The following is a 19,444-nucleotide window of genomic DNA, read 5'->3' on the forward strand; positions in this document are numbered from 1 at the left end:
ACGGCCACCGCCGGAGGTTTACTCTGAATCGCAGATCAGGCGCTATGCTGTAAGTGTGGGGGCGGCGCACCGCTTACATATAACTGCCGTCATCAGCTTATTCACTATCTTAGCAGGTGACGGCTGACTGATGTTATTCAACGAAGCGCAGAGCTACTCGACCATAAAGAATTGCGCGCCGGACAAACTTGGCTCTACGCGTTCGGTTTAACCGGTAACTCCATCTTGCGGCGCGCAAGGATGTCGGACGACACAAGATATGAAGACGCGACGTGACTGCAAACCAGTCTGCGCGTCATTTCTACATCTAAGTTAAGTATCGCGTCAGCGATCTGACGATGCTCGCTTCGAGAAGACGCCAGTCGCGTACTGTCTTCTCGGAAATTGGCAGCTCGCCATGCAAAGGTTCGCATGCTGAGCTCGTCCAAGGTAGAAGCGAGTGTTGAGTTCCGAGCACCCGACTTTATAGCCTCGTGGAATTGCCTGTTGATATCGCTGTATGCGGTCGGGTCGTTGCAGGCGTCGCCACTGTCAACAATCAACATAAGATGACGGCGCTCGATTTCACTCATTCGTTTGGCTGCGAGAGCGGCAAGAGCGCTCTCTATCTCTCCAGTGGCTTCGAATAGTTCAGAAAGGTCTTCGGGTGCCATCTCGCGTACAAAGTAGGCGCGCCGGGATCCACGCTCAGCGAGGCCCGCTTGGGCCAGCCGATGCAAGGCTTCCCTTACTGGAGTACGCGATACACCGAATTTATCGGCCAGTGGCTTTTCAACAAGTGGTTCGCCCGCGGCCAATTCGCCGACCATGATAGTCTCTATCAGGCTTTCAAAGATGCAATCTGCTGCACGAATAATCATCAGCCATCCAATCCCGTCGCTTTGTGCTCTTTTAGCTTCCATTTGTATACATGTGCTTGCAAGCTTTAATCACATGATGCCGAACAACCCGGAGAGTTCGGTAGCAGAATGCCTCAAAACCGACGCGAGGCCGGCGAACTGGGACAAACCCGGCGCAAATACTTGTCGGTCAAAACGATCAAGGGAGGAGACAATGCCAACAGGGAAAACAAAATATGAAACCGATCGATCACAAAAAAGTTCTTGCCGAACGTCTGTCCGCACGTTTCGGACGTAGAACAGTACTTAAGGGCCTTGGCGCAGGCATTCTAACAGCTGCAACCGCCGGTGCACCGTCTCTTGTACGCGCACAACAAAGCGGTCACATAAAAATCGCGTCCATTAAAGTCATTGATACCTTAGATCCCCACTTCACTGGGTTTCTGTCGTCCATTCAGATCATCAACAATATCCACAACGGTCTTCTCAAAATCGCCTACGATGGCAAGAACGTCACGTTCGAACCCGACTTGGCAGAGAGCTGGGACATCGAGGATGACAAAGTTCACGTCTTCAAGCTGCGTGACGGCGTCAAGTTCCACGATGGGACGCCCTGTGATGCCGAAGCTGTCAAATTCTCGCTACTGCGTGTCAAAGAAGGGGAACCCAAGTCACCACACGCGTGGAAGTTAGCTCTGCTGGACAATATTGAGGTCGTCGACCCGCTGACCGTGAAGCTAACATTCTCGCAACCATACGCTTTCTTGCCCGTCGCGCTGAACGGTTCGACCGGACGTGCGGGCACGATCGTTAGTCCCGCTGCCGTACAGAAGTATGGTGCCGACTATGGGCGGAATCCTGTTGGAACAGGCCCGTTCAAGTTTGTTTCCTGGAAAGAAAACGACGCAATCGAACTGGAAGCAAACCCCGATTATTTCGAACCAGGATTGCCAAAGCTTGAGCGTGCGACATTTGTTCTGATGAACGAGGCCTCGACTGCGCTTGCGGCGTTAATGTCCGGCCAAATCGACGGTATGACCGATTGCCCGATGCAGCTCGTCGATCAGGTCGAAGCTTTCCCGAATGCGAACCTGTACGGAGAGATCGAGGGGAACTACACCTTTGTCGGGATGAACTGCAAACGCGGTCCATTTGACGACGTTAACCTGCGTCGCGCTGTTGCTTGGGCTCTGGATCGCGATACCCTCGTGAAACAGGCGTACTTTGGTCGTGCGCAGAAAGCGTATACGCCTATTTCGCCTCCGATGACCGACTTCTTTGATCCTGACATTGCGTCCAGCGGCCGCGGTCAGTGGTATGATCTGGAAAAGGCCAAGTCCTTCCGCGCCAAGGCGGCTAACCAAGGCGAGGTGGAAGCCGTCTATATGATGGCAGAACGCGGTCCTGTTGGGACACGAGTGGCTCAAACTGTCGCCCCGATGCTGGCTGAAATCGGCATTAAAGCTAAGCTGGAACTTGTGGAGCCTGCAACTTGGGTGAAGCGCCGCAACGCCTCCGATTTTGACCTCTATGACTTTGAATGGGTTGCTGATCTTGATCCCGATGAAACGCTTTATCCCGAATTTAAATCGGACGGGGCATGGAACTTTGGCGGTTGGGTGAACACCGACTTTGACGACCTTTGCGCACAAGCTCAGGTCGAGTTGGATCCAGCAGCACGACGCGCTTTGTACAACAAGGCAGAAGACTTGCTGATGGACGAAGCCGGCATCGCTGTCATGGCCCACATGCCGATTTACAAAGTCTTCTCTACCAAAGTTAAGGGGTTCCAATATATCCCAGCTGACCTTGTGAACCTACACACTGTGAGTATTGGCTAATGCTCGTTAAGGCACTGGGGAAAATCGCGCAGACATTCGTTGTCCTATTCGTCGTGTCGGTCGCCAGCTTCGGACTTTTGAAGCTGGCACCGGGCGATCCAATTCAGATCATGCTCGGGTCAGAGTTCTCTCAAGCGAGCTACGATTCACTAAGAGCCGAACTGGGGTTGGATCAACCATTCCTTGTCCAATACGCGAATTGGGCGATCCAGTTTGTGCAGGGCGATTGGGGAACATCCTATGTCGCGCGCGCAGAGATTTTCACCTATGCCTTTAAGGAGGCGTTGCCTGTCACGCTGACCCTCGCCTCCTTCTCTCTTCTTTTCGCAATTCTTGTTGGTGTTCCTTTAGGCGTATTGTCAGCCATAAAGAAGGACACGATATTTGACGCCGGGTCGGCTGTACTGGCCCTGACAGGCACGGCGTTTCCTTCGTTTCTTCTGGGCATCTTGCTGATCTGGTTCTTCGCGGTGAAGCTCCAACTTTTTCCCGTCATGGGCTACGTCTCCCCGTGGGAGAACTTCTGGCAGGGCATTTACCACATGATCCTGCCTGGTCTTACGCTTTCGACCTATTTCATTGCGATGATTACCCGCCTTACCCGCGCGACACTGATTGAAGTGCTGGAGCAACCTTATATTGCAGCTGCTCGCGCACGCGGTGAACCCAATTGGCGCGTCGTCTGGGTGCATGGTGTACGCAACATCGCCATGCCGCTTGTTACAATTCTTGGTTTGCAACTGGGTGTGTTGCTGCAAGGGACTGTCCTTACAGAAACAGTTTTCAACCTACCTGGCGTTGGCCAGATGCTGACCTCTGCCGTTCTGGGTCGTGAGTACCTCGTGGTTCAGGCCGGCGTTATGATGACGGCAGTTTTGTTCATCGGCGTCAACCTGCTGGTCGATCTGTCCTACCCCTTCCTTGATCCACGACTGAGGACCAGCAAATGAGCGTTCAAATGACCAAGGGCGTCGCCGCGGTTCCGATTGTGGACACCCCTTCACCCGCTGCGAAATCCCGTCGATCTGTTTTCATACGGCGGCCTTTCTTCACCGCAGCTTTGCTTGTTGCAGCGGCTTATGTGCTGGCCGCGATTTTCGCGCCCTATGTCGCCCCGTTCGATCCCGTTAAGCAGGACTTTAACGTCATGATGAAAGCACCCACTGTGGTGCATTGGATGGGCACTGATAGCTACGGCCAAGATATCTTTTCGCGGGTCATATACGGCGCACGATATGCGCTTATTATCGGCATTTTCTCTGTCATGATTGGTGCCGTTGGCGGGCTGATCATTGGGCTCGCCGCAGGTCTTTCGGGTGGATGGGCAGAATGGGGCCTAATGCGGTTGATCGACGCCATCCTTGCATTGCCGTCGCTGATCCTCGCCGTCGCATTCATCGCGATCCTGGGGCAAGGTGTAGACAAGGTCGTCATCGCAGTTGGCCTTTCCATGATAGGGCCCTTTGCGCGAACGGTGCGCAGTGATGTGATGCAGGTACGCGTTCAGCTTTTCATCGAAGCTGCGCAACTGATGTCCATTTCATACCTGCGTGTGATTTTACGTCATGTTTTACCAAATGTAATTTTCCCGCTCGCCGTTCAGGTCACAATACGCGTCTCAGAGGCCATTCTGGTTTCTTCATCCCTTTCGTTTTTGGGCATCGGCGTCACGCCCCCGACACCTGATTGGGGCCTCATGATCGCTGAAGGACGCGATTTTGTCAGCTTTGCACCTTGGATGTCTGCGATGCCAGGTTTTGCTCTGGCTCTTTTGCTGATCGCCCTGTCGATAGTCGGCGACGGAGTGCGCGAAGAATTCGATCCAAAACTACGGAGAGAGTCATGAGCGATATGACCGTGAATCATGTCTTGTCGATCAAGGACCTCACCGTCTTTCGAGGTGCCGCTAAAATCTTGGATCGTGTCACGCTTACCCTTGGACAGGGAGAGACAATGGCTTTGGTCGGCGAAAGCGGTGCTGGAAAATCGACTATCGCCACTGCGATCATGCGCTTGCTTGAAAACGCGAGGGTCAGCGGAAGCGCTACCTTGGTTGGCGAAGGTGACCTTCTCACGCTATCTGAGCGAAAGATGGTGAAGCTACGCGGCCGACGTTTGTCTATGATCTTCCAAGATGCAGGTACTGCGTTGAACCCGTCATACACAGTCGGACGTCAGCTGAGCACGACCTNNNCCGACCTTGCAACGCATCCACGGGCTGTCGAAGGCTGACGCCCGAGAACAAGCGGTTGCGCTATTTGCCTCTGTTGGCATCAATGACCCCGAAGGCAGAATGTCTGCCTTCCCGCACCAATTATCAGGAGGCATGCAGCAACGGGTCATGGTTGCTATCGCATTGGCAGGTAGTCCGGATTTGCTTTTGGCTGACGAGCCGACTTCGGCTCTGGATGTCACGATTCAAGCACAAATTGTCCGACTGATCCTGCAACTGACCCGTGAACGTGGCGCAAGTTGTGTGTTTGTGCTGCACGATCTGGCCCTTGCCAGTCAGGCTTGTGATAGGATCGCGGTGCTCTATGCGGGACAAGTCGTCGAAAGCGGCCCAGCACGCGATGTACTTGAACGACATCGCCATCCCTACACTAAGCAACTAAAATCCTGTGTGCTCGAAATCGGTACCAAAGACTTACCTGTTCCCGAAGGAACTGTGCCGTCTCACGGGCAAATGCCTAACGGCTGCCGGTTTTGCACGCGCTGTCCACGCGCAGTGACGCGATGCGCGGACGAAGCACCCCCTCTTGTGCCAGCCCAGCAGACCGCGACAGGCTCGCTTGATCACCATATTGCGTGTTGGAACCCCGAATGACTGTGCAAACCTTAGCCGAAACCAATACGACTGTCCCCGAGCAACCCATCTTCGAGCTGATCGAGGTTGAGCAGGTGTTCGAAGTCCCCAAACCAGGGCGCTCCATCTTTAGCCGCGAAACGGTAGGTCTTCGTGCTTTGGATGGGGTTAGGCTTAATATTCGCAAAGGCACGTCCCTTGCAGTCGTCGGAGAAAGCGGTTCGGGTAAGTCTACCCTGCTTCGGGTCCTGCTGGGGCTGGACCGACCAAGCGGGGGGCGTGCGCTTTATAACAGCAAACCCATTCTGGAAGGACGCGCGACTGGTATCGACTTTGCACGCGATGTTGCGATGGTCTATCAAGATGCGCGTGGGTCACTCGACCCTCGTATGACGATTGGCGCGCTGATTGCAGAACCGCTTCGGCACTTCAATATCGTATCGCGCGAAGACGAAGCCTCACGTGTTGCGCAACTGCTTGATAGGGTCGGATTGCCTGCAGACGCTGCTGAGCGCTATCCATCGGGGTTGTCAGGAGGACAGGTGCGACGCGTGGCTATTGCACGCGCATTGGCATCGGAGCCTACAGTGCTGGTTGCAGACGAAGCTGTTTCAGGGCTCGACGTGTCGACGCAAGCACAGCTATTAATTCTACTGCAGTCGTTACAGCGAGACATGGGCCTGACGCTCATCTTCATTACGCACGACCTTGGAGTCGCGAGCTTCCTTTGCGAAGAAATCGCGATCATGTATCTTGGCCGTATCGTCGAAACTGGCCCGACCGACGCTGTTCTTAATGCGCCATCTCATCCCTACTCTGCGGCTCTTCGTGCCGCTGCACCCAAATTTTTTGAGCCGCTTTCAGAACCATTGCCCGGGGAGATCCCAAGCCCTCTCAACTTGCCAGAAGGGTGCCGTTTTTCGACACGTTGCCCAAGCGCGCAGAACGATTGCCGACTGAAGGATCCGCAGTTGGGAAAGCTCAGCACTCAACGCGCAGTCGCGTGTCTGCATCCACTGGTATCAAAATAGTCGTTCCTCTTCAGCTAACACAAGATCATCGCGAGCCCATGGCAAGTGGTGCTAACTACAGGAAACCCGAAATGTTTGACTTCTTCTCTGCTCGCCGCCCCAGTACGCTTGCGTCTTCAGCGATGATCGCAACCTCTCACCCGTTATCAACCTCAGCCGGCCATGAGATCCTGACCAAAGGGGGCAATGCAGTAGATGCGGCGATTGCTGCAGTGGCTGTGCAGTGTGTCGTCGACCCTTTGATGACGGGTATAGGTGGAGACTGCTTTGCGCTTTATGCGCCAAAAGGCGGTAAGGTGAAGGCCCTGAATGGGTCGGGACGCGCGCCAGCTGCCGCGACAGTCGAAGCTCTAAGAAATGCAGGTCTCATGAATGAGATCCCCCAAACAAGTCCACATTCCGTCACGATCCCAGGTGCCATTTCGGGGTGGTGCCTGTTGCACAAGGATCATGGCTCTTTGCCAATGGACCAGTTATTCGCACGCGCGATAAAATACGCCGAAAACGGCTACCCTGTAACACCGCGCGTCGCGATAGATTGGGCTGCAAACGCAGATATAGTTGCGGGCGATGAACATGCAGCAAAGCTGTTTCTGCCCGACGGTAAAGCGCCGAAAGCGGGCGACATTCACGCCCAACCCCTGCTCGCCGAAAGTCTGCGGATCATAGCAAAAAAAGGCGCTGCAGGATTCTATGAAGGTGACGTTGCAGCGAAAATGGCGGCACATCTGCAATCTCTTGGTGGGCTGCACACCGAAGCGGATTTCCACGAAGGTCGGGATCAAGCGCACTGGGTTGAACCGATTTCATCGCGCTACGGAGATCATGACGTCTTTGAATGTCCACCGAACGGCCAAGGTTTGGCGGCCCTTCTCATTTTACGCATTTTGTCACGCTTTGACATGGGTAAGGGACTTTCCGACGCTGACCGCATCCATCTGCACGCTGAGGCAACTAAGCTTGGATACCATCACCGCGATGCTTTGATCGCTGATCCTGCAGACTGCCCAGATGTTGTCGAAACACTCTTGTCTGACGAGGTCGTAGACGCACTGGCCGCGCGGATCGACATGCGCCGCGCTATGCCCCCTACGCTTTGGAATGAGCCAGAGCATAAAGATACGATCTATCTCAGCGTCGTTGACGCACAGGGAAATGCGCTGTCTTTCATCAATTCAATCTTCCACGGTTTTGGCTCGACGCGCTTAGACCCAACCACAGGAGTTCTTTTTCACTCTCGGGGTGCGTCGTTCCGGCTTAATGAAGGCCATCCCAATGCCATTGCGCCACGCAAACGCCCCATGCACACGATCATCCCTGGAATGCTTTGCAAAGATGGTGTCGCCGTGATGCCCTTCGGCGTCATGGGCGGACATTATCAAGCGGCTGGCCACGCTGCCTTTTTGTCTGGCGTGCTGGACTTGGGAATGGACATACAAGAAGCAATGGATGCACCGCGCAGCTTTGCCCATGATGGTGTGCTGGATATTGAACCGAGTGTTGCCTTGGAGGTGCGCGAAGATTTGACGGCGCGCGGGCACGTGCTGGCCTTGCAAGAATCCCCGATAGGTGGGAGCCAGGCAATCTATATCGACCCAGATACAGGCTTGCTGACAGGTGGTAGTGACTCAAGAAAAGACGGAATGGCTTTGGGATTTTAATAATTTCTTGCGATCTACGGGGGTTCAGCATGCAAAAATATCGGCAGCTTGCGGTATCTGAACCCCAAATTATCTCTTCAATTTACCGCCTCTCATTGGGCTCACCGTCAGCTTAAGGGACTTTCACGCCAGCTTTACCATCCGGTTTCGAACCGATTAGATGGCCTGAGAAGATGTGGTAGATAAGAACAACGGTCGATACGGGGAAATTATGGCGGCAAAATGTGGTGGTAGTCCTAACGCCCCAACAAAATCCCCTAAATTCAGAAGTCGCGATGCGACGCGGACACAAGCCGAAATATTGGCTGTCGCTATAGACGAATTTGCCGAACACGGTTTCCACGGCGCACGGATTGATCGCATCACAAAGGCTGCCAAGTGCAACTCGCGTATGATCTACCATTATTTCGGTGGGAAAGAGCAGCTTTATATCGCGGCTCTTGAAGACATTTTTCAACAGATCCGAGACCAAGAAGCGCAGCTAAATTTTAGCGTAGGGGATCCTGTGACGAAGTTGAAAGAATTGGTAGAATTCACCTTCGACTACTTTAAAAATAACGCCGATTTCCGCAAAATGACGCGCAATGAAAACGCCTTGAACGGGATGTACATCGCGCGTTCAGCGGTGATGCGTGACATGTCGGAACCTCTCATCGTAGCAATTCGGAATCTCGTAGAGCGTGGATATTCAAGCGGAGTGTTCAGTCGAAAACCTGATCCTGCCCAGCTATATCTTAGTATTGTCGCCCTTTCAGCCCATCACCTGAACAATGCTGCCACGCTTGGCATTGTTGTTGGTCAGAACCTGCACGACGATGCGTGGCAAGAAGAACGCCGGCAACACGCAAAGGACGTCATTCTGAGCTACCTTGGCATCCAGAATCATTAGCGCTGTTGTCCTGTAAAAACGGCGCGTGGCGTTAATCAAACGAGAGTGAAGCCTAAATTCCCCCATTAAGGGAACACTGAGTGCTGCCTTTTCGCGCCAGCGACCAAAACCGCGCCTCTTTCTTGAGCGGAGTAATTTAATTCTAAAATTTTTTACTTAATTTCATTTATAGGCTCACGGCTCTGCAGTTTGATGACTGCATGAACATATTAAATCATCATGAACAAAGCACCGGCACCCCCCTTCAAGCAGGGTCAATGCCATATCGCTACGCAGTGGAACTACAGACGGCGTCTGTTGTTTTCGGCAAGGGAGATGCTGCTGTTACAGCACTGTCACCGACCTCTCTGAAAATGGATGCAGGTGATTTCGTGGCGCTTGTCGGTCCGTCGGGTTGCGGCAAGTCTACTATCCTACGCTTGGTCAGCGATCTGATACAGCCGTCGTCTGGTGTAGTCCTTGTTGGCGGGCGAGAAGCTTCAGCCAAACAACTGCGCATCGGTATGGCGTTCCAGAACCCCACGATGCTGCCGTGGCTAACGATCGAGCAGAACGTGATGCTGCCGCTTAAGATTGTGGCTCCATTCAAGGCGACATTCCACAAGGATCGTAAAGGGGCTTACCGAGACCGCGTACATCGTTTGCTAAAACAGGTCGGCCTTCAGGATTTTGCTAATCACTATCCATGGCAGTTGTCCGGCGGAATGTTGCAACGATCAAACCTCTGTCGCGCCCTCATCCACGAACCCGATCTGTTGCTGCTTGATGAACCCTTCGGAGCGCTGGACCAGTTCACGCGCGAAGAACTTTGGCAAATCCTTCAGGACCTGTATCTGGACCGCAAACCGACGGTGTTACTGGTCACACATGATCTTCGCGAAGCCGGCTTTCTGGCAAAACGTATTTGCGTGATGAGTGCACGACCTGGCCGCGTCATATCAGACGAACCCGTCAACATCCCGCAGCCCCGGGACATTGGCATGATCTACAGCCCCGAATTTGTCGAAATGACCCAAGGCCTGCGCGAGCTGATCGCACAGGTCCGTAAATAGGATAAGTGCTATGACCGAGAAAAATCGCATCAGAATGCTGTCCTTTTCCCTGATCTTCGGCTTCTTTCTGATATGGGAGGTTCTTTGCGTATTGCTGGATGTCTCTGACCTTGTTCTGCCGCGCCCGTCCGAGATCCTCGTGACGCTGTGGATCAAGTTCCCGATTTTGGTGCCCCACATCCTCCAGACATTGTATTCAACGCTTACCGGTTTTGTTCTTGGTGTCGCGATTGGAACAGCCTTGGGTGTCATGGTGGGTACATCCAAAGTCGCCTACGCCGTCGCTTCGCCACTGCTGGTTGGTTTTTCATCCATTCCTAAGGTCGCAGTAGTCCCGATTTTTGTGCTCTGGTTCGGATCGGGCACGACACCAGCGGTACTAACCGCAATGGTCATTTGCGTCTTCCCGATTGTGGTCAATATCGCCACTGGACTTGCGACAACAGAACCCGACCTTGAAGACGTGCTGAAAACGCTTGGCGCGTCAAAGCGAGAAATTCTGTGGAATGTCGGGCTGCCGCGCACCATGCCCTACTTCTTTGCGGCGCTGAAGGTTGCGATCACGCTGTCCTTTGTTGGTGCCGTACTGTCCGAAACCGTGGCCTCCAACCGCGGGATCGGGAACGTGATGATGACCGCCTCATCGAACTTCCAAGTGTCGCTTGTTTTCGCAGGGCTGATCATTCTCGCTCTGCTTGGGGTGGCCCTCTACTCCCTGTTTTCGCTTCTCGAAAGGCGCGTCACAGGATGGGCAACCCGCGGCAATGACATCGCAATGTCCTAATCAACCCTCCCCTCATCGAAATAAGGAAAGCTGAAATGAAGAATGTTCTCGTGGGTGCCACCTTCGCGCTAATGGCTGGCGCAGCCCCAGTGTTTGCCGAAATGACCGACATCCGGTTCACCCTGGGCTGGAAAACGCAGGGCTCTGATGCGCCTTTCCTTCTGGCGCTGGACAAGGGTTACTTTGAAGACGAAGGGCTGAATGTGTCTATTGACCAAGGCGAAGGCTCGGCTGCGACCGTGACGCGGATCATGGGTGGTGCCTATGACGCAGGTTTTGGCGACATCAACGCAATCATTCAGAATGCTGCGGCACGCCCGGGTGAGGCACCTGTCATGGTCTATCAACTGTGGAATCGTCCCCCTTTCGCGATTGTGACACCTAAGACGGCAGGCATCGAAAATCCTGAAGATTTCGAAGGCAAGACACTTGGGGGCGCTCAGGGCACGCCGACGACACGGCTCTTCCCTGTTTTCGCCGAAATCAACGGCATTGACCTTGATAAAGTCGCCCAAGAAAACATGGCACCTAACCTGCAGGAACCGATGATGATCCGCGGGGATATCGATGGCGCGTTCGTGTTCACTTCGACAAGCTGGTTCAACCTGATTGCAAACCGCCAAGACCCGGCAAATGACTACAACTGGTTCAACTTCGAAGACTACGGCATGGATCTGTATTCCAACGGCATGATGGTGTCGCGTGAACTTCTGGCCGAAAACCCCGAAGCCGTTGCAGGGCTGGTGCGCGCGGTGAACAAAGCTACGATGGAGGTGTCCGCCAATCAAGACAGTTCGGTCGAGGCGATCATGGCATATGACAATCTGGTGGATGCCGACCTGGAACGCGCGCGGTTGGAATTTGCGCTGACTAATCTGATGAACGCCCCTGAAGTCACGGACATCGGCATGGGTGATCTTGTAGACGAGCGTCTGACCCGCTCGATCGAGATCGTCGCGAAGGGCTATGATCTGGAGCGCCTGCCAGAAGCGTCGGAGATTTTTGACCGGTCCTTCCTTCCTCCGGTTGATGAGCGCCGCTTCGAGACAACCATTAACTAATGCGTAGCCTCACTGCGACAGGTGATCGCCTGCCGCAGTGAGGTATCCTGAAAATTTCTCACACCAACTTGTTCGCGGAACTCTATATGTACAAGCATCGGTTATTGCTCAGTGGTGGGCTCGTTCTTGTTAAGAATGAAACCTTCGAGCGCGTTTCGATCCTTGTGACGGATGGCATAATTACGGCCCTACTCGCAGATGGCGACGGCCCGGAAGATGCGAAGCGCATTGATGTCAGCGACCGCCTTATTATTCCCGGTCTCGTGAACGGCCACACCCACTCACACGGTGCGCTTGGGCGTGGTGGCGTCGCTGGTGACATGACGCTTGAACCGTTCCTTGCGGGATCAGCTTGGCTGAATGCGTCACGAAGTACCGATGATCTGCGCCTCGCAGCAGAACTTTCGGCAGCTGAGTTGATCCGCAAAGGCTGCACAAGTTGCTTTGACCTGTTCATAGAACTACCAGGCCCGACAGTTGAAGGTATCCATGCGGTTGCCGAGGCGTATCAAGGTGCAGGCTTACGCGCAGTCGTTGCCCCTATGATCGCAGACAAGACCATCTATCAGGGCTTGCCTGGACTGCTGGAGCAATTTGACCAGCCCCTGCGTGACATCGTTGCCGCCCTGTTGATGCCGGACTGGCAAGACATTATCGCAGTATGCAATAAGGCTTTCGCGACTTGGCCCATACCAGATGGGCGTGTCCGACCCGGGATAGGACCAGCGATCCCGCTGCACTGTTCAGATGCTTTTCTTACCTCGTGCGCAGACGTTGCCGCACAGCATGAAATACCGCTGCAAACCCATTTGGCTGAAACGCGACTGCAACAGGTCATCGCACATCAGAAATATGGTACCAGCCTTACCGCACATCTGGATCATCTACAGGTGCTAAGCCCGCAATTCAGCGGCGCGCATGGCGTGTGGCTATCGCAATCAGAGGCCGACCTCCTTGCGGCCCACGACGCCTGTATCTGCCACAATCCCCTTAGCAACCTGCGGCTTGGGTCTGGTATTGCACCCGTAAGAATGCTTATGGACAGCGGCGTGACCCTGGGGGTCGGAACGGATGCTTCGAATACCAGTGACGGCCAATGTATGTTCGAAGCCATGCGTCTTGCGGCGACGCTAAGTCGGACACAGGTAAGCGACAGCACAGAATGGATATCCACCCGTGATGCTTTTGCAATGGCAACGACAGGCAGCGCGCGGATTATGGGGCTCAAGAATGTTGGTATGATCGCCGAAGGATGGGCCGCGGACATGCTGTTCTTGGATGCGGGCTATTGCCACTATACGCCACTGCGTACCCCGCTCGACCAGATTGTGTTTGCAGAAAACGGTGCTGGCTTGCGTGAAGTGATGATTGCGGGTGAGTATGTATTCGCCAATGACCGCGTGCTGACCCTCGACGAACCAAGCCTTGCTAAACACGCCGCGGATGCCGCTACACGGCTGGATGAGACAAACGCTCAAACACGTTTAATGAACGCAGCAGCATCCGCTGTCGTGCAAAGCTTCTGCCGCGCGACCTGCGCGCTCCCCTACCCCAATTAAGATGAAAGTTACCGCCATGACCCAGCAAACAGACCCTGTAGCCACAGCAAAAGCAATTGTGGAAAACTATCTTGAACGGTCGATGGTGCCAGATCCTGAAGGGGCCGCAGCCTATGTCAGTGACGATTTCAAATTGGTATTTACTGGGGGACGCATCTTCGCTGGCCCCGCAGAGAGCGCCGCGTTCAACGCAAAACGATATGACTGGGTCAAGAAGAAGTTCTTACGCACCGATGCCGCACTCGACGAGGCGACAGGGGACGTCCATGTCTACAACACCGGCTATCTTTACGGGGCGTGGAAGGATGGGACCACATTCGAAACGAACCGGTATTTGGATAAGTTCGTTGTTCGCCACTGCAAGATTGTCAGCACCGACGTCTGGAACGACAGTGCCGAAATAATATTGCACAAGGCTGGCTTAGCAGAAGCGGAACTCTGAATTATGCTCCCTCATCATGGTAGATACGACTACTCTCCAATCTCTAAACGCGCCGACTACAGCTGGCCTGAAGGCAAACGGCTTGCAGTCTACATAGGACTCAACCTCGAACATTTTGGCTTTGGGTCTGGGCTTGGTGCCGAACTGGCACCTGGGGGCCCGCAACCAGATGTCCTAAACTACGCTTGGCGCGACTATGGCAACCGCGTTGGTGCATGGCGGCTATTAGAGTTGTTTGATGCATTAGGGCTGCCTGCCAGTGTGCTCGCCAACAGTGAAATGTATGAATACGCACCAGACCTCATGGCCTCTTTCAGCGCGCGCGGTGACGAGATCGTCGGGCACGGGCGAACGAATTCCGAACGTCAAAGCGACCTGACGACGGAGAGGGAAGCCGAGCTGATCTCCGAAGCTACGAAAGTCCTCCACGATGCCGAAGGTAAACAGCCAAAGGGCTGGCTATCTCCATGGATCTCGGAAAGCTTGAATACGCCAGATCTACTTTCAGAGACTGGGTACAAATACACGCTAAACTGGTGCATGGACGATCAACCTGTTTGGATGAAAACACGCCACGGACGTCTCTTGTCGATCCCCTATCCGCAAGAGGTCAACGACATTCCCTCTATCGTCGCACGCAAGGATAGTGCGGCCGAATTCGCGAATATGATCATCGACAACTTCGACGAAATACTTGAACAGTCTTCGCGGCAACCACTTGTCATGGGCATCGCTTTGCATCCCTATTTGGTCGGACAGCCCTATAGGCTTAGACACTTACGCCGGGCACTGTCTCATATCGCTTCGCACCAAGACCAGATATGGCTGACGACAAGCGGTGCTATTTCAGACTACTGTTATGATGCGATATCAGACTTGGTTCCTTGAGCGATACAGTAAGCCCACTTTAGCGTATCGCGTTTGGCAGAATTGCGCTTCTCATAAGAACCGCTACCCGAGATTGTTAAACTTTTTCCCCCTGAGAGGATCGGTTTCGCTAACGCAGACCTCGAGCGTTCAGCCGTCACCGCATATTTAACACCCCGTTAACAACGAGAGTGATAGCGGTTGACGGCCAACATGCTTGACTGTGACACACATTCGACTCAAACCTATTCTCACAACAACAAACCGGACAAACCTTCAAATGTTATCAAGGCACTGATATTATGACAGAAAACCCTACCATCCCAGCCAACTTTCTTTAGATGAATAGCACCAACACCCGGCCCATCCGGTGGTGGTATTATTGCCCCCGTTTCCGCCCCAGCGTGATCGTTACTCAAGCAGGCTAATCTTCGTTCTCGACCGGAGACAGAGATGATGAGAGCGACCGGGAATAAGCATTGGTAGCGATAAGGCACGCGAGAGAGACAGGGGCACCTGCCCCCCTCGAGGTCCCTGCCGTGCCCAGCCACCCAAGGTGGCCGAGCGGCAGCATAAGGAACCCTTGGGGAGGGTTCTGAAGTCTGTGTAGCAGGCATGTCCCAAACGGCTTCACATACTCAGGTGGCGATGCGGCCAACAGGGGCGATGCCAAACGCGCTATTGGCTGGCCATGCCAACCATCATCGACCCCAGTGCGACAAGGTGGATCAGCATGATAGCCCTGTCGTTCCACAGGGTGCCTACGATGAACCAACCGATGACGCCGACGATAAACAGATAGAGGTTCCATGGCGTCCAGCCGAATCCCGTTGCGGCGTAGCCGAGGATCTGCACGATCGATGCGGCCCATTTGATCCAGAACGCAAGCCGGGTGCTGCTGCGCAAGGCAATCAGATCAGACGGCACGAGTCAGCCCTCCGTCGATGCGCCAGTTCTGACCGGTGACATAGCCGCCTTGGTCGGACGCCAACCACCCGATGAGGGAGGAGACCTCTGCCTCGGTGCCATACCGCCCCATGGGGATGCGCGCGCGGCGGTCGTCTGTTTCGGGCAGGCTGTCGATGAACCCCGGCAAGACGTTGTTCATGCGGATGTTCTTGTCTGCGTATTGATCGGCGTAAAGCTTGGCGAACCCAGCAAGCCCCGCGCGGAAAATGCCTGATGTGGGGAACAGCGGGTCGGGCTCGAACGCCGCGAAGGTAGAGATGTTGATGATCGCGCCGCCGCCCTGTGCTGCCATGATCGGGGTCACCAGTCGCGTGGGGCGGATCACGTTCATCAGGTACACGTCCATGCCCTGATGCCAGTCGTCATCCGTCATCTCCAAAATGTCGCCCTTGGGTCCGTGACCGGCCGAGTTCACCAGCACATCCACGCGCCCCCACCGCTCCATAGCGCCATCGACCAATTGCGCCAGATCATCAACCGACTGGTTGGTGCCGGTGACACCGAAGCCGCCAAGCTCTTTGGCCAGTGCTTCGCCTTTGCCAGAGGACGACAGGATCGCGACCTTGAACCCATCGGCGGCAAGCTTTTTGGCAGCCCCTGCCCCCATGCCGCTGCCGCCCGCTGTGATTAACGCTACTTTTTCTACACTCATGACGTTTGCCTCCTATATGTGTTAGACAGCACTAGCGCGTCTGCTTCACCGCAGGTAAGTGCTTTGAAACGCTTCGACCAGCCAGACATACTGCTGCATGACGATAGGATTTCTACTGTGCCGACCTCGAACGACCTCCCCCCTCTGAACGGGCTGCGCGCCTTTGCAGCGGCGGGCCGCCATCTTACCTTTCGCGCCGCAGCTGATGAATTGGGCGTGACCCAAGGTGCCGTGGCCCAACAGGTGCGCGGGCTAGAAGACCATCTGAACCTGCGTCTCTTCCTCAGAGAGCCGCGCGGGTTGGCCTTTACCGAAGAAGGGCGCGCCTATCACATCGCGATTTCCCGCGCCTTCGACCAAATGGCCGATGCAACAGATGCGCTGCGCACCGCGCCGTCCCACGTCACGATCAGTGTCACCCCCACCTTTGCGTCGAAATGGCTGATCCCCCGACTGGCAGCCTTTACCCAAGCCCACCCCGGCATTGATCTGCGCATCACCGCGACCGAAAGACTGTCCAGCTTCCACGCGGATGGAATCGACCTTGCCGTGCGGCAGGGCAATCCGCCGTTCGGAGCGAGCCTGCGCGCTGATCTGTTGTTCGAGCAGCAGATCGTCGCCGTCTGCGCCCCCCCATTTGGCGGAAGCGCTGAACACGCCGATGGGCGCGGCAGGTATCGCAGAGGCGACACTGCTGCATGACACGCACGATCTTTGGCCGCAGTTCATCAAAACGGTCTTTGGGCGCGATGTGCCGACGGCGCGCGGTCTGCGGTTCAACCAGACGACGCTTAGCCTTGATGCGGCGCTTGCCGGTCAGGGGATCGCCCTTGCCAACCGGTTTCTTGTCCAGCGTGATCTGCGTGCGAAACGGCTGGTGCAACCGATTGAAGGCGCATTGAGCGGTGGTAGCGGGTTTTACCTTTTGTCCCCTCGGCAAGGCTCCCCAAGCGGTGCCGCCCATGTCCGTGATTGGCTACTGGGCCGCGCCCGCGACGACGTGGCAGAGGCCGCCCTAACTCCAAACGACGAAAGCAACCTTCCCATAGCGGAACCCTGACCCGCTGGCGGGGGTTCTTCTTCATAGATGTCACAAGACAAAGGGCCCCCTTCTCATGAAGACGACACTGACCGTTAACGGCGAAGACCATAGTCTTGACGCCGACACCCGCACGTCGCTGCTGGATGCGCTGCGCAATCACCTGAACCTCACCGGCACCAAAAAGGGCTGCGATCACGGCCAATGCGGTGCCTGCACCGTCATGGTCAACGGCCGCCGCATCAATTCCTGCCTGACGCTCGCCTGTATGCACGACGGCGACGAGATCACCACGATCGAGGGTCTGGGCGATGAACGCAACCTGTCCGACATGCAGCAGAACTTTGTCAAACACGACGGTTTCCAGTGCGGCTATTGCACACCGGGTCAGATCTGCTCAGCCACCGCCATGCTCGAAGAGTTCAAAGCCGGCTGGCCCTCTAACGTATCCGGCAGCCTGACAGCCTCGCCCGAGCTGACTGACGACGAGATATCAGAGCGGATGTCCGGCAATATTTGTCGCTGTGCCGCCTACCCCAACATTGTCGATGCGATCCGAGAAACGGCGAAGGGGCAGTCATGAAACAGTTCGATTACATCCGCGCCGGCGCCAATAGCGATGTCACCGGCACCCCAGATGCCACGATTATCGCCGGGGGCACCAATCTACTGGACCTTATGAAGCTAGAGGTGATGACCCCCGACCGGCTGGTCGATATCTCGCGATTGGACCTCAAACAGATCACCCCAACCCGCGACGGCGGGCTACGCGTCGGTGCTTTGGTCACCAACTCTGATCTGGCGGCGGATATGACGGTACGGTCGGATTATGCCGCACTCTCCTCCGCCCTGCTGGCGGGCGCGTCCGGTCAACTGCGCAACAAGGCGACCACGGGTGGCAACCTGCTGCAACGCACCCGCTGCTACTATTTTTACGACACTGATCAGCCCTGTAACAAACGCGACCCCGGCTCCGGCTGTAGTGCGATGGAGGGGGCGAACCGTCTGCACGCGATCCTTGGTGTGACCGACAAATGTATCGCCAGCCACCCCAGCGATATGGCGGTGGCCATGCAGATGTTAGGGGCCGAGGTCGAGATAGAGGCCGCCGATGGTGTGACCCGTACAGTGCCGCTGTCCGACTTCTATCTGATCCCCACCGACCCCGCCTTCGAAACCGTCTTGCAACCGGGAGAGTTGATCACCGCCGTGATCCTCCCCGCCCCCGCCGAGGGTCGCCAGACCTACCGCAAGGTACGCGACCGCGCGTCCTACGCCTTTGCGATGGTATCGGTCGCGGCGCGGATCAAGGTGACGGATGGCAAGATCACCCAAGCCGCGATTGCCTGCGGCGGTATCGGATCAATGCCTTGGCGCGATCCGGCGGTCGAGGAGGCGTTGATCGGGCAAGAACCCGCGCGCGAGGTGTTTGGCAAAGCCGCCGATATTCTGGTCGCGGAGGCCACACCGAAAGAGGGCAATGCGTTCAAGGTGCCGCTGGCCCGACGCACGCTTATCGCCACACTCACGGAACTCACGGGGGTACAGCAATGACCGACGGTAGCAATATTTCGACCGCCGAACTGACGATGGATGAACCCGATGACCGCAACCGGCTGGATGCCACGGTTCAGGGGTTGATCCACACCGGCATGGACCGCCCTGACGGCCCGCTGAAAGTATCAGGCCGCGCCACCTATGCGCATGAGGATCAGCCCACGGGCATGATGACCGGCGTCTTGGTGCGCGCCCCTGTCGCGGGCGGTCAGGTCACCGGCCTGAACGCCGAGGCGATCCGCAAGCTGGATGGGGTGCGCGGTGTGTTCCACGGCAAGACCTTCCTGCGTAACCCTGCACAAGGCACCGCGAACGAAGCACCGGTGCAGCCGGACGGCAAGATCTCCTATGTCGGTCAGCCCGTGGCTTTGGTGGTCGCCGATACGTTCGAGCAG

At 55.5% G+C, this 19,444-nt stretch carries 21 protein-coding genes and 1 pseudogene; 19 read left to right on the top strand and 3 right to left on the bottom strand.

Translation table 11 applies throughout. The annotated features are described in order from the left end of the window. Positions 1-194: 194 nt before the first annotated feature. Positions 195-860 (bottom strand): GntR family transcriptional regulator, encoded by a 666-nt coding sequence (locus B3849_RS15945; RefSeq protein WP_286780426.1) that lies wholly within the window; start codon positions 858-860, stop codon positions 195-197. Between the two features lie 215 nt (positions 861-1,075). Between B3849_RS15945 and B3849_RS15950 the strand changes: the two genes are divergently transcribed. The 14 genes from B3849_RS15950 to B3849_RS16015 all read left to right on the top strand — a co-directional run bounded on the left by B3849_RS15950 (position 1,076) and on the right by B3849_RS16015 (position 14,853). After that, positions 1,076-2,680, top strand: a complete 1,605-nt coding sequence (locus tag B3849_RS15950) for an ABC transporter substrate-binding protein (RefSeq protein ID WP_278425144.1) — start codon at positions 1,076-1,078, stop codon at positions 2,678-2,680. Further along, complete coding sequence (locus B3849_RS15955) at positions 2,680-3,630, top strand: ABC transporter permease (RefSeq protein WP_278425143.1); 951 nt, start codon at positions 2,680-2,682, stop codon at positions 3,628-3,630. Before B3849_RS15950 ends, B3849_RS15955 begins: the two co-directional genes overlap by 1 nt. Continuing rightward, on the top strand, positions 3,627-4,526 hold the full coding sequence (locus B3849_RS15960) for an ABC transporter permease (RefSeq protein WP_278425142.1): 900 nt from the start codon (positions 3,627-3,629) through the stop codon (positions 4,524-4,526). Before B3849_RS15955 ends, B3849_RS15960 begins: the two co-directional genes overlap by 4 nt. 107 nt (positions 4,527-4,633) lie before the next feature. Next, positions 4,634-4,912, top strand: coding sequence for an ATP-binding cassette domain-containing protein (locus B3849_RS15965; RefSeq protein ID WP_422664341.1), 279 nt, complete (start codon positions 4,634-4,636; stop codon positions 4,910-4,912). Then, the gene (locus B3849_RS15970; RefSeq protein WP_286780428.1) at positions 4,881-5,507 is read left to right on the top strand and encodes an ABC transporter ATP-binding protein; all 627 of its coding nucleotides are present in this window, start codon (positions 4,881-4,883) and stop codon (positions 5,505-5,507) included. The genes B3849_RS15965 and B3849_RS15970 overlap by 32 nt, the downstream gene beginning before the upstream one ends. Then, on the top strand, positions 5,504-6,517 hold the full coding sequence (locus B3849_RS15975) for an ABC transporter ATP-binding protein (protein WP_278425140.1): 1,014 nt from the start codon (positions 5,504-5,506) through the stop codon (positions 6,515-6,517). Before B3849_RS15970 ends, B3849_RS15975 begins: the two co-directional genes overlap by 4 nt. 71 nt (positions 6,518-6,588) lie before the next feature. Beyond that, positions 6,589-8,178: a gamma-glutamyltransferase gene (ggt, locus tag B3849_RS15980; RefSeq protein WP_278425138.1), complete on the top strand. Its 1,590-nt coding sequence runs from the start codon at positions 6,589-6,591 to the stop codon at positions 8,176-8,178. A 175-nt stretch (positions 8,179-8,353) separates the two neighbouring features. Then, on the top strand, positions 8,354-9,067 hold the full coding sequence (locus B3849_RS15985; RefSeq protein WP_254655151.1) for a TetR/AcrR family transcriptional regulator: 714 nt from the start codon (positions 8,354-8,356) through the stop codon (positions 9,065-9,067). Between the two features lie 200 nt (positions 9,068-9,267). Further along, positions 9,268-10,119 carry an ABC transporter ATP-binding protein gene (locus tag B3849_RS15990; protein WP_278425136.1) on the top strand — a complete coding sequence of 284 codons (852 nt, stop codon included), beginning with the start codon at positions 9,268-9,270 and terminating at the stop codon, positions 10,117-10,119. Between the two features lie 10 nt (positions 10,120-10,129). Next, a complete protein-coding gene (locus B3849_RS15995; protein ID WP_174226601.1) occupies positions 10,130-10,903 on the top strand; it encodes an ABC transporter permease in 774 nt (257 codons plus the stop codon). A gap of 35 nt (positions 10,904-10,938) precedes the next feature. Further along, a complete protein-coding gene (locus B3849_RS16000) occupies positions 10,939-11,964 on the top strand; it encodes an ABC transporter substrate-binding protein (protein ID WP_278425134.1) in 1,026 nt (341 codons plus the stop codon). 68 nt (positions 11,965-12,032) lie between these two features. After that, on the top strand, positions 12,033-13,523 hold the full coding sequence (locus tag B3849_RS16005) for an amidohydrolase family protein (RefSeq protein WP_278425133.1): 1,491 nt from the start codon (positions 12,033-12,035) through the stop codon (positions 13,521-13,523). Between the two features lie 16 nt (positions 13,524-13,539). Next, a complete protein-coding gene (locus B3849_RS16010; RefSeq protein ID WP_278425132.1) occupies positions 13,540-13,965 on the top strand; it encodes a nuclear transport factor 2 family protein in 426 nt (141 codons plus the stop codon). A 3-nt stretch (positions 13,966-13,968) separates the two neighbouring features. Continuing rightward, entirely contained in the window at positions 13,969-14,853 is an 885-nt protein-coding gene (locus B3849_RS16015; RefSeq protein ID WP_278425131.1) for a polysaccharide deacetylase family protein, read from the top strand. 657 nt (positions 14,854-15,510) lie between these two features. On the opposite strand, the gene B3849_RS16020 is transcribed toward B3849_RS16015, so the two are convergent. Continuing rightward, the gene (locus B3849_RS16020; protein WP_009826291.1) at positions 15,511-15,759 is read right to left on the bottom strand and encodes a DUF6552 family protein; all 249 of its coding nucleotides are present in this window, start codon (positions 15,757-15,759) and stop codon (positions 15,511-15,513) included. Continuing rightward, positions 15,749-16,453 (bottom strand): SDR family oxidoreductase, encoded by a 705-nt coding sequence (locus B3849_RS16025; protein ID WP_037943629.1) that lies wholly within the window; start codon positions 16,451-16,453, stop codon positions 15,749-15,751. The genes B3849_RS16020 and B3849_RS16025 overlap by 11 nt, the downstream gene beginning before the upstream one ends. A gap of 63 nt (positions 16,454-16,516) precedes the next feature. Between B3849_RS16025 and B3849_RS16030 the strand changes: the two genes are divergently transcribed. The 5 genes and pseudogenes from B3849_RS16030 to B3849_RS16050 all read left to right on the top strand — a co-directional run. Continuing rightward, the gene (locus tag B3849_RS16030; protein ID WP_278425130.1) at positions 16,517-17,155 is read left to right on the top strand and encodes a LysR family transcriptional regulator; all 639 of its coding nucleotides are present in this window, start codon (positions 16,517-16,519) and stop codon (positions 17,153-17,155) included. After that, positions 17,115-17,513, top strand: coding sequence for a LysR substrate-binding domain-containing protein (locus B3849_RS16035; protein WP_278425129.1), 399 nt, complete (start codon positions 17,115-17,117; stop codon positions 17,511-17,513). The genes B3849_RS16030 and B3849_RS16035 overlap by 41 nt, the downstream gene beginning before the upstream one ends. A 55-nt stretch (positions 17,514-17,568) precedes the next feature. Beyond that, on the top strand, positions 17,569-18,075 hold the full coding sequence (locus tag B3849_RS16040) for a 2Fe-2S iron-sulfur cluster-binding protein (RefSeq protein WP_005852029.1): 507 nt from the start codon (positions 17,569-17,571) through the stop codon (positions 18,073-18,075). Next, on the top strand, positions 18,072-19,046 hold the full coding sequence (locus B3849_RS16045; RefSeq protein WP_278425128.1) for an FAD binding domain-containing protein: 975 nt from the start codon (positions 18,072-18,074) through the stop codon (positions 19,044-19,046). The genes B3849_RS16040 and B3849_RS16045 overlap by 4 nt, the downstream gene beginning before the upstream one ends. Continuing rightward, positions 19,043-19,444 (top strand): annotated as a pseudogene (locus tag B3849_RS16050) (xanthine dehydrogenase family protein molybdopterin-binding subunit); the annotation flags it as partial. The gene B3849_RS16045 and the pseudogene B3849_RS16050, both read left to right, overlap by 4 nt.

The sequence above is a fragment of the Sulfitobacter sp. UBA4523 genome (assembly GCF_002388305.1).
Lineage (GTDB): Bacteria > Pseudomonadota > Alphaproteobacteria > Rhodobacterales > Rhodobacteraceae > Sulfitobacter > Sulfitobacter pontiacus.

Coding starts and splice junctions, on each gene's coding strand:
- B3849_RS16010 (WP_278425132.1), top strand. CDS start 13,540: ATGACCCAGCAAACAGACCCTGTAGCCACAGCAAAAGCAATTGTGGAA.
- B3849_RS15995 (WP_174226601.1), top strand. CDS start 10,130: ATGACCGAGAAAAATCGCATCAGAATGCTGTCCTTTTCCCTGATCTTC.
- B3849_RS16040 (WP_005852029.1), top strand. CDS start 17,569: ATGAAGACGACACTGACCGTTAACGGCGAAGACCATAGTCTTGACGCC.
- B3849_RS15945 (WP_286780426.1), bottom strand. CDS start 860: ATGATTATTCGTGCAGCAGATTGCATCTTTGAAAGCCTGATAGAGACT.
- B3849_RS16015 (WP_278425131.1), top strand. CDS start 13,969: ATGCTCCCTCATCATGGTAGATACGACTACTCTCCAATCTCTAAACGC.
- B3849_RS15990 (WP_278425136.1), top strand. CDS start 9,268: ATGAACATATTAAATCATCATGAACAAAGCACCGGCACCCCCCTTCAA.
- B3849_RS16045 (WP_278425128.1), top strand. CDS start 18,072: ATGAAACAGTTCGATTACATCCGCGCCGGCGCCAATAGCGATGTCACC.
- B3849_RS16000 (WP_278425134.1), top strand. CDS start 10,939: ATGAAGAATGTTCTCGTGGGTGCCACCTTCGCGCTAATGGCTGGCGCA.
- B3849_RS16035 (WP_278425129.1), top strand. CDS start 17,115: ATGGGCGCGGCAGGTATCGCAGAGGCGACACTGCTGCATGACACGCAC.
- B3849_RS15975 (WP_278425140.1), top strand. CDS start 5,504: ATGACTGTGCAAACCTTAGCCGAAACCAATACGACTGTCCCCGAGCAA.
- B3849_RS15960 (WP_278425142.1), top strand. CDS start 3,627: ATGAGCGTTCAAATGACCAAGGGCGTCGCCGCGGTTCCGATTGTGGAC.
- B3849_RS16025 (WP_037943629.1), bottom strand. CDS start 16,453: ATGAGTGTAGAAAAAGTAGCGTTAATCACAGCGGGCGGCAGCGGCATG.
- ggt (WP_278425138.1), top strand. CDS start 6,589: ATGTTTGACTTCTTCTCTGCTCGCCGCCCCAGTACGCTTGCGTCTTCA.
- B3849_RS15955 (WP_278425143.1), top strand. CDS start 2,680: ATGCTCGTTAAGGCACTGGGGAAAATCGCGCAGACATTCGTTGTCCTA.
- B3849_RS15950 (WP_278425144.1), top strand. CDS start 1,076: ATGAAACCGATCGATCACAAAAAAGTTCTTGCCGAACGTCTGTCCGCA.